Annotated in this window: 6 protein-coding genes and 3 pseudogenes; 6 read left to right on the plus strand and 3 right to left on the minus strand. The window is 62.7% G+C overall.

Translation table 11 applies throughout. The features are described from left to right. Nucleotides 1-548 precede the first annotated feature (548 nt). Entirely contained in the window at nt 549-1,358 is an 810-nt protein-coding gene (locus OCW50_RS16005) for an aminoglycoside phosphotransferase family protein (protein ID WP_262267136.1), read from the plus strand. Between the two features lie 1,268 nt (nt 1,359-2,626). On the opposite strand, the pseudogene OCW50_RS33405 reads toward OCW50_RS16005, so the two are convergent. Continuing rightward, a pseudogene (locus OCW50_RS33405) lies at nt 2,627-2,914 on the minus strand (recombinase family protein); the annotation flags it as partial. A 16-nt stretch (nt 2,915-2,930) separates the two neighbouring features. Further along, entirely contained in the window at nt 2,931-3,851 is a 921-nt protein-coding gene (locus OCW50_RS16010) for a recombinase family protein (RefSeq protein ID WP_262267137.1), read from the minus strand. Nucleotides 3,852-4,276: 425 nt separating this feature from the next. Between OCW50_RS16010 and OCW50_RS16015 the strand changes: the two genes are divergently transcribed. Continuing rightward, complete coding sequence (locus OCW50_RS16015) at nt 4,277-5,311, plus strand: transposase (protein ID WP_210804907.1); 1,035 nt, start codon at nt 4,277-4,279, stop codon at nt 5,309-5,311. Between the two features lie 127 nt (nt 5,312-5,438). Then, nucleotides 5,439-5,624 carry a hypothetical protein gene (locus OCW50_RS16020; RefSeq protein WP_247654109.1) on the plus strand — a complete coding sequence of 62 codons (186 nt, stop codon included), beginning with the start codon at nt 5,439-5,441 and terminating at the stop codon, nt 5,622-5,624. 320 nt (nt 5,625-5,944) lie between these two features. Here the strand turns inward: OCW50_RS16020 and OCW50_RS16025 are convergent, their stop codons facing one another. Next, nucleotides 5,945-7,063, minus strand: coding sequence for an IS110 family RNA-guided transposase (locus tag OCW50_RS16025; protein ID WP_262265624.1), 1,119 nt, complete (start codon nt 7,061-7,063; stop codon nt 5,945-5,947). An 88-nt stretch (nt 7,064-7,151) separates the two neighbouring features. Here OCW50_RS16025 and OCW50_RS16030 point away from each other — a divergent pair. From OCW50_RS16030 to OCW50_RS16040, 3 genes and pseudogenes are all read left to right on the plus strand, one after another. After that, nucleotides 7,152-7,433, plus strand: a pseudogene (locus tag OCW50_RS16030) (IS66 family transposase); the annotation flags it as partial. A 104-nt stretch (nt 7,434-7,537) separates the two neighbouring features. Then, entirely contained in the window at nt 7,538-8,614 is a 1,077-nt protein-coding gene (locus tag OCW50_RS16035; protein WP_210804995.1) for a S66 family peptidase, read from the plus strand. A 109-nt stretch (nt 8,615-8,723) separates the two neighbouring features. After that, nucleotides 8,724-9,273, plus strand: a pseudogene (locus OCW50_RS16040) (hypothetical protein); the annotation flags it as partial.

Below are 9,273 nucleotides of genomic sequence, written 5' to 3' on the forward strand. Positions count from 1 at the left end.
GGTGTCAACGACCCATAGAGGCCGCTTTGGTTAGAAAATCCTCGTATCGACCTAAAGCTCATTGAGCATCCTGCCCGGTGAGTACAACGATCGCCCAGCGTCGGTAAAAAAGTATACTCATGGAGCACTGTTGGGTCCAGTTGACACCTGTCAACTGTCACAGTCTTCGAATTGAAAGCCTGGCGCCAATACTCGCTAGGTCGGGGACTGTCCACTGGAGTTGATAGAAGTCCACTCTCACTGAAGCGCCGCTAGCCTAACGGGGCCGATCCAATTTTCAGAAAGTGCGGCGTGCCGATCTGCCTCCCCTGCCCTTTCGTTGGGAAGGTGCCGAATTCAGATCCCGGCATGCCTCGCACCAACGGGTGGGAGTTTCAGACGGATAGCAGAGTTGACAACTGTCAACTAGCATGGGGCCAAAGCGCCCTTTTGGGTGTTCAATTCTTGGTCGGCCGCCATGCCCTAAGGGATAAAGCCCGTCGTGAGCATCCATCGGTCATCGCGGCTCACGTCTCCTAAGCGGCCATACACCGTGATATGTCTGACCGATGTTTGAGGCCTACCTGACACTTTGGAATCTGGTTCCCGACGGCGAGCCTATCACTACCCCAGCCGCTCGGTTGTTGCCGGTGACACAGGATGGCGAGCCCATACTCAAGATATCCCATAACGAGGACGAGCGCTTTGGCGACGTGCTGATGGAATGGTGGGACGGCGAAGGCGCAGCGCGGGTTCTGGCTCGGGATTATGAAGCCCTATTGTTGGAGCGTGCTACCGGCTCGGACTCGCTCGCTGGAATGGCCCGGTCCGGCCGCGATGACGAAGCCTGCCGCATTCTGTGTGCTACTGCTGCCCGCCTTCACGCCCCCAGACCAAAGCCGCATCCTGACCTGATCCCACTGATGGGTTGGCTTCGCGGCCTGGAGCCGGCAGCCGCCACGCATGGGGGCATTCTGGTCCACTGCGCTGAGGCGGCCCGTACGCTGCTGGCCGAGCCCTGCGAAGTCGGGGTCCTGCACGGTGGCTTGCACCACGATAACGTGCTCGACTTCGGAGCATGCGGCTGGCTCGCCATTGATCCAAAGCGCTTGGTCGGAGAGCGCGGCTTCGACTTCGCCAACATCTTTACAAACCCCGATTTGGCGAATCCTACACACCCGGTTGCAACTATGCCCGGCCGCTTCGCGCGTCCTCTGGAACTCGTCACCTCTGCCGCAGGGCTGGAGCGACAACGTCTATTACGCTGGGTCTTGGCCTGGACGGCGCTATCGGCTGCTTGGTTTATGAGCGCGGACGACCAACTGGCAACCATTGATCTGCAGGTTACGGCGCTAGCAGTAGCGGAACTGAATCGATGATCTGCGCGGTCCATCTTGGCCGAATGTCCGCTTAGCCCCTCAGCCGATCTGTGCACGCGCACCGAGCGTCAGGTTTGTACCACCAGGAACTGAGCTCTCTGCGGTTGACAGATGTCAATAATGGGTTGCCAGTCGAGGGGGTGGGGCGGTCCCGGCAGGTAATATGCCTCATCGGTTAGGTCGATTCTGCCGGATGTCTTCCTCAAGATAAGTCGGCCTCACTGGCCAACCTAGCCATCGAATAACTGCAGCAGACGCAATTCTTAAAAAACGCAACGGGCTATTGGCCGCTGCGTGCTTAAGCTCCGGCGAGCATCGGTATAAAACTTCGCAGCCGGCACGGGTTGACAGCTGTCAACTGCCTCAGTCGCAGTGCTGCTGCAATTCCGCGATCTGCTCCGTGGCGTGACTGCATCGGCGAGGTGGGTGGGTTGGATCGTGGATCCAGAGACGGGTTGTCTACCTTACCATCCAGCAGGGCAGGGGAGGCAAACTTTTGGGACGGGGCCCGACGAGGCGGCGACAATCTTGGGACGAGAGGCAGGGGGACCTATTCGGAGCCTCCCCACCCAAGCCTGCTGCCGCCAGGCGTGCATCGCCTACCATCCCGACGAAAACTCCCGAGGAGCAGCCTTTAGAGGCCGTGTCGCTTACGTCTTTGGCAAAGCGGGCAAGCCGCCACGAGATCGAAGATATGGTTAACGAGCTGGGCGACGATGAGCTTGCCCACCTGATCGTGAGAGGGGTTAGGACCGTCAGGCGGCGATTGACACACGGAGGGCAGGGGGCTGGGCGCTCCACTAGAACCGGCGGACGGCGAAGCCCATTGGATCGGGCGCTGCAGGAGATCGCGGCCGAATTGTCAGGTTTTGACGATTCAGAAGCAGATTGGTGAGGATTTGAATATAAGCCTAGCTCAAGACCTCGCTATTGGCGGTTCGCCCGAGTTTGTTGGTCCGATCGATAAGCGATTTCACAGATGAAGCAGACCATCTGACGCCTCCTCAAGGAGCCCGCTCCCGCATCCTTTTCAAACGGGCTGCGATGTGACGCAGGGTGAGCTCAGGCGCGGCTACGGCGATGTCAGTGACGAGTGTCAGAAGGCGTTCGCTCGGGAACCGGGGAGGGGCCTTCGATAAGAGCGCCTTTTCGGCCAAGCCCTCATTCATTAGACGTCTGGTGGTCCGACGTAGTCGCTCCGCTGTCCATAATTGGTCTGAGGCATTGAGGATAAGTGCTACGTCATCCCAGGTGCGTTGAGGGCGCAATTAATGGACAATGGGCAGCCAAGTCTTGAGCGTTTCCAGGACCTCTTCGAGATGAGCGTGAGACCAGCCGGCCGCTGCGTTGCGAACTGCAATCGGATCGCGGGCTCTTAAGCTTGGGTTGACCGGCCACTCGCCGCGCCGGGCCGCAGCCGTGATACCTGCCTTGGTGCGCTCAGTGATATAGGACCGCCCCAATTGGGCGACAGCCCCAGAACTTGTAGAGAGAATATGCTCTGAGGCGTGGGGGCCATCAGAGTCGCGCAGGGACCAGAAATGACTTCTGCGCCCTCCGAGCGTTTCGGATCTAGATCACAGCCCCCAGCGATGTCGGCAGCGCCAGCCCTGCCTTCCGTGCTCGATCCAACTGCTTCTTCACTGAGGAGGCTGACCATATGAGCCCGCCGCGTGGGGTCCGCTCCCGCATGCGCTCCAGTTGCGCTCCGATATCCCGCAGCGAGAGGCTCGGGTCGGTCATGGCGATGCCGGCGATCAGCGTCATGAGCCGGTCCTCTAGGTTCTTGCGTGGGGCAGGGCGGAGGAGGGCAGGGTCCGCCATGTGCTGCGACACGAGCTTGCCGACGGCGCGCCGGAGCCGGGCCACCGTCCACCGTTGGCCGTTGTTACCGAGGACGCGAACAACGTCTTCCCAGGGGTGCTGCGGGCGCATGCGGCGCACCGTCGGCATCCATTGGTCCGCGCCGGCGATCAGATCATCCACATAGACCTTCTCCCGGGCCAGAGCGATCTTGCGGATGGCCTCCGGCCTCCGCTCCCGCATCCCTGGATTTCCCGGCTTCTTCCCTCGTGCCTTGGCGGCCTTGATGCCCGCTCGCGTGCGCTCTGAGATCAGAGAGCGTTCGAGCTGGGCGACTGCACCGAGCACCTGCAAGGAAAATATGCCTTGAGGTGTCGAGGTGTCGATCGGATCGCGCAGGGAGCGGAAATGTGCTTTCTTTGCCTCCAGCGTCTCTATCACCTCAAGCAGGTGGCTGACTGAACGAGCCAAACGATCCAAGCGCACCACGACCAGAACCTCACTTGGCTTGATCTCACGGATTAGTCGCGCCAGCACCGGCCGAGCTCGGCTTGCGCCGGACCCATGCTCCTGGTGGATCTCGGCACAGCCAGCCGCGCGCAGTTCGTCGAGCTGAGCATCGTGCGCTTGGTCCTCTGTGGAGACCCGAGCGTAGCCGATTAGCCGAGCTTTCGAGAGGGGAGGGGCCATCAATGGTTTTCCGAAGCCATTTTCAAGCCCTTTGTACACTTTCGCTTGTCGTGAGCAACTGATCGTTTGAGGGCGTCTTTCACGCGGACGCGTTAACCAGAAGAGCAGCGAGAGCTTTCACGGCGCCTCCTGAAATGGCTTAGAATAAGCGCTCCCGAGCCCGTCCGCGCCCTCGCGGGTCAAAAAGGGCGCGTCGGGTCGCCCTGGCGAGGCCGACGGCGCTGAACCGCGACCGGAGTCTCAAAGGGAGACCTGAATGATCTCGCCTCTCAACGTAGCGAAGGCTTGCTTCACTTCGCCTTGCTAAGCTAAGGTCCAGTTTATCAAGAGCTTAGTCTGAGGACGCAGTGATGCTTTTCGGGTAAGTGGGGCATTTTGGGGGGCGAGGGATTCCTCCGACTGGACATTCATGATTCAATCCCGGCATGACCTCACCGCCGGGTGGTTCCAACAAACCGCTGTCTCAGAAGGTCCTGCGCGAGCTGGTCTCGGATCTGGCTGGCAAGATTGCTCGACTGGAGCAAGAGATCGAGCAACTGCGCCTCGACAACAGCAACCTGCGCCGCGACAATCAAGCCCTGAAGGATGAGATCGCCCGGCTCAAGCACCTGCCGCCGCGCCCACCCTTCAAACCCTCCGGCATGGAGAAAGCCACCCAGCCAAAGCCTCCCGGTCCAGGCCGGCGTCCAGGTCGTGGCGCCAAACGGGATCGGGTCACCCGCGAGGTGACGCTGCAGGTCGAGGTGCCACCCGGCTCGCGCTTCAAGGGGTACAAGACGGTGGTGCATCGGGATCTGATGCTGGCCGCCGAGGTGGTGCGCTACAAGCGGGAACGCTGGGTGACCTCCGAGGGCCAAACCATCATCGCGCCGCTGCCGCCCGGCATCACCGGCGGGTTCGGGCCCAATGTGAAGCGGATCTGCCTGGCTCTGCACACGCAAGGCCAGGTGACCACCGAGCGCCTGACCGATCTGCTGAACGGCATCGGCCTGTCGATCTCGAAGCGCGAGGTGGTGCGTCTGCTCACCGCCGATCTGGAGGCGTTTGAGCAGGAGGACCGCGCGATTCTACAGGCGGGCCTGACCTCCTCACCCTACCTCACCGTCGACGACACTGGGGCGCGCCATGCCCGCCGTCCTGCGGTGACCACCCAGATCGGCGGCGAGCGCTTTTGCGTCTTTCGCACCAGCCGGTCGAAGTCGCGCCTGAACTTCCTGACGCTGCTGCGGGCCGGCTGCGAGGACTACGTCGTCAACGAAGCCACACTGGACTATTTGCGGGCGCAATCTGTCGATGCGACTGTGATCGCTCGGCTGGCCACGCATCCGGACCAGGTGTTCGGTTCGCAAATGGAGTGGTGGCAGCATCTGTTGCGGTGCTCGATCAACATCTTCGACCGGCCTCTGCTGCAGGCACTGGACGAAGCCGCCACCTGGGGGCGCTCCGGCATCACGGGCTGATGGACAACACCGTCGTGGTCTCCGACGATGCCGGTCAGTTCCGGGTGACCACGCACGCCCTGTGCTGGATCCATGCGGAGCGCCACCTGCAGAAGCTGATGCCGGCCTCCCCAAGCAGGCCCAGGCGGTGGAGTTGGTCCGCGAGGCGATTTGGTGCTTTTACCGCAGCCTGAAGCTGTGGAAGCAGAGCCCCTCGCCAGGTGGGGAGCGGGCCTTCCGGTGGCAGTTTGACCGGATCTTTGGCCTGCGCACGGGCTACAAGGAGCTCGACGACTTGCTGGCCCGCCTGGCGCGGAGGAAGACCGAACTCTGATGTTCGTTGTCAATGAGCCTTGACGTGGGTATGCAATCCCGATGCAGGAACAGGGCCAGGCCGGATAAAGCGATTGCGCAGGGCCGGAGACAGAGCCGTCAAGACGACGGTTGAGCAGACTCTGATGCGCGGGTTGGTCACCGCATTTCCGTGTGTTCGTCCGGGGCTGCCTCGATCTGCTGGCGGGCGTCAATGACACATCATCGGCCACACAATTCGGACGAGGGTTCCCCACCGAGGCCCTGCCTCCGGTGCTGCGCAATCACAGATGTCAGTCGAGCGTGATCTGGTTCGTTCTGAGGTCTTGTCTTTGTTCGCCCTCAGGCGGCGGAGCGTGGCTCAACCTCATGGCCAATCGCCCAGAGGAAGGCTGTCATCTCCCGCGCGATTGCAGTTGCCACCACGGTCTGGCGCTTACCGGCCGCCATCAGCCGCCGATAGCGCGCGCACAGCCGCACCTGCGCCTTCCAGGCAATCATCCGCACGATCTGCGGCAAGCCCTCCTGGCGTTCCTGCAGCACGCGGCTCATCCGGGCCGGAAAGCGATAGGTCCAGGCGCCCTCGATCAGAACCCGGCGAACGCGGGTGTTGCCAGCCTTTGTGATGCTGCCCCGCCGGACCCGCTCGCCTGTGGAGCTTTCGCACGGCACCAGACCGAGATAGGCCATCAGCTGGCGCGGGCTCTCGAAGCGGCGCACATCGCCGATCTCGGCCACAAAGGTCACCGCCGTCAGGAGCGCCACGCCGCGCAGGGCCTGATACGCCTCCACCACCGGCGCCATCGACCAGGTTGCGACCACCTCGGCGACCTGCTGGGTCAACCGCGCGAGGCGGGTCTCGGCCTCCTCAATCGCCTTCCGGTATTCCTGCAGGACCAGATACTGGGCCGGATGCTCAAAGATGAGTTCGGCCAGCCATCGTGCGTGCGCCCGGGTCCAAGGCTGACGGCCAGGGAAGATCCGCCCATGACGCAGCAGGAAGGATTGCAGGTGCTGGCGCTTCTCACGCAGATCTGCCATCGCGGCCTCCCGCGCTCGCACCAGTTCGCGCACGGCTTCATGGCCCGGATCCGGAACCCAGATGACGGTCAGCTCGCCGGCCCGGTGCAGCCGGGCCAGGGTCAGGGCATCGCGGCGATTGGTCTTGACGCGCTCGCCCGGGCGCTTGGGGATGAGCGAGGGCGCGATGACCGCACACTCATGGCCGAGCGCGGAGATCTGGCGCTGCAGGCCATAGCCGGTCGGCCCCGCCTCGTAGCAGAACAGCAGCTCGCCGTGCCGGCTGGCCAGCTTGTTCACCAGGCGCCGCACGGCCTCCGGGGTGTTGTCGATGTCGCCGAGAAAGCGGATCTCACCCTGGCGACCGTCCTCGGCCACGGCGACGGAGGTCTTCAGTTTGGAGGTATCTAGACCGACAAACACTTTGCTATTCTGCTGCATGGCTCGTCCCCTGTGCGGGAGGCTCGGCGCCGGCCCATCCAGCGCAACCCTCGCTCATCGCATAGTGTGGACGAGCCACCTTCGCCGGCAACGAACATACGGTCTGCTGCGGGTGCTCGAGCGGCCCGAGATCCCGCTGCACACCAATGCCTCCGAGAACGACCTGCGCGCCTGGGTGACCAAGCGCAAGATCTCCGGCGGCACCATGAGTGCGGATGGCCGCATGGCGCGCGACGTGATGCTGGGGCTGTCGAAGACCTGCCGCAAGCTCGGGCTGGCGTTCTTCACCTATCTCGGGGACAGACTGGGACTGAATGGGGAACGGCCAAGGATCCCGCCGCTGGCCGAGCTCGTCATCTGGGCAACCTAAGCACCGGCTTCATCAACATCTTTGGGCCGCGCTGTGAAAGCGGCGCCGTTCTCATTATTCGGTCCATATGCGACAAGAGGTAAGGACCGTTGCGAGGATGCAATATGGCGGATCGTTGGTGGAAAAGACCCCTGGTCAAGCCACAGGCCCTACAGGCTGGCGATCGCGTCGCTATCGTTTCGACGAGCTGGGGCGGACCCGCGATCTTCCCGCATCGCTATGAGGCAGGCAAAAAGGTTCTTTCCGAGGTCTTTGGACTCAGGCCTGTCGAAATGCCCCATACCCTTCGCGATGCCGCATGGCTCGACCGGTACCCTCAGGCTCGCGCCGAGGACATTCATGCGGCCTTCGCAGACTCCTCGATCAAGGGCGTCATTGCCAGCATTGGCGGTGACGATGCGATCCGCCTGATCCCGCATATCGACCTGAATGTGATCGCGGATAATCCCAAGGTCTTTCTCGGCTACTCCGATCCAACCATCCTGCACTTCGGTTGTCTCAAGGCGGGTCTTAGCTCGTTCTATGGTCCGACCATTATGGCGGGCTTTGCCGAGAACGGGGGCATGCATGCCTACGCCGAGAACGCCCTGCGCAAGGCCATCTTTCAAACAGATCCCATCGGAGCGATCGAACCAAACCCGGAAGGGTGGACCGTCGAACATCTGCCCTGGAAAGATCCCGAGAACCAGAGCCGCCGCAGAAGGATGACACCCTCGACCGGCCCGCGAACCTTACAGGGGACAGGGATTGCACAGGGACATCTCATCGGTGGCTGCGCCGAGGTCCTGGAGATGCTGAAAGGCTCGGATTGGTGGCCGCCGCTGGATTACTGGAACAGGGCGATCCTCTTCTACGAGACCTCCGAGGAAGCCCCGCCGGCAACCCTTGTCCTGCGCTGGCTCCGCAATTTAGTGGCTCAGGGCATCTTGCCCCGTCTCTCAGGCATCGTTCTCGGACGCCCGGGCGGGCAGACGAACGAAGTCTATAGGAGGGAGCAGGAGGAGGCGGTCCTGCGCGCTCTCGCCGAGGCGGGCATGCAGCACCTGCCAGTGCTGGCAGAATGCGATTTCGGACACACGGATCCGATGGCCACATTACCCTATGGCGCGACAGCTGAAATTGATTGCCGCAGGGCCCAGCTCACGATTCCGGAGCCTGGTGTCACCGCTACAGCCCGCTGACGCAGCGTGCCGATCCGAAGCGTCGCTTTGACAGTCCGCATAACTCCGCCAGTGAAAAGTGGGTCCGCCTTCTGCATAGAACGATGGCTCCAGAGCATCGCCCCCCAAATTGCCCCGGTTACTTTTCGGGGGCAGGGTAGGGGGGATCGAGGAGGAACAACCGTTCCCCTGCGCCTATTCCCTGCCGGAACTGCCGTGGGAGACCGTCGCCGGCCGGCTCGAGCTGATCACGATCAGCACCCTGCGCTTCGACGCCCGGCTCGAGACCTCCGGCCTCGCGGTCGGGTGGCAGTCCCGCTGCGATATGACCGAGGCCGTGCGGGCGCTGCTCCTCGACGGACACCTTGTCGATGTCGGGGACCTGGTTCTGCATGATGCCGGCATGGATGTGCGCCATCCCACGCACGAGCTTGTCCGCGCCGCGGCCGCCCTGCGGGCCCGGCGCACCGCTCTGGCCAGCAGGGCACCCTGGCCGCTATCGATCGACGGACTGGCCGCCCTGCGTGGCATCCGAGGCGTGGCGGAGCAGGCACCCATCAGGGCCGGAAGCAAGAAGACCGATCCCGGCGGTGAGGAGGCCTACCTGCCCTATGCCAACGATGCCGATCCGTGGAAGGCGCACTTCGCGGAGACCGACGCGCTGCTCGCACGCACCAGCC

The sequence above is a fragment of the Microvirga sesbaniae genome, from assembly GCF_025460805.1.
In the GTDB taxonomy this organism is placed as follows: domain Bacteria; phylum Pseudomonadota; class Alphaproteobacteria; order Rhizobiales; family Beijerinckiaceae; genus Microvirga; species Microvirga sesbaniae.

Bases quoted from the DNA above. Each gene is read 5' to 3' on its own strand.
- OCW50_RS16010 (WP_262267137.1), bottom strand. From the start codon at position 3,851: ATGGCCCCTCCCCTCTCGAAAGCTCGGCTAATCGGCTACGCTCGGGTC.
- OCW50_RS16025 (WP_262265624.1), bottom strand. From the start codon at position 7,063: ATGCAGCAGAATAGCAAAGTGTTTGTCGGTCTAGATACCTCCAAACTG.
- OCW50_RS16015 (WP_210804907.1), top strand. From the start codon at position 4,277: ATGACCTCACCGCCGGGTGGTTCCAACAAACCGCTGTCTCAGAAGGTC.
- OCW50_RS16035 (WP_210804995.1), top strand. From the start codon at position 7,538: ATGGCGGATCGTTGGTGGAAAAGACCCCTGGTCAAGCCACAGGCCCTA.
- OCW50_RS16005 (WP_262267136.1), top strand. From the start codon at position 549: ATGTTTGAGGCCTACCTGACACTTTGGAATCTGGTTCCCGACGGCGAG.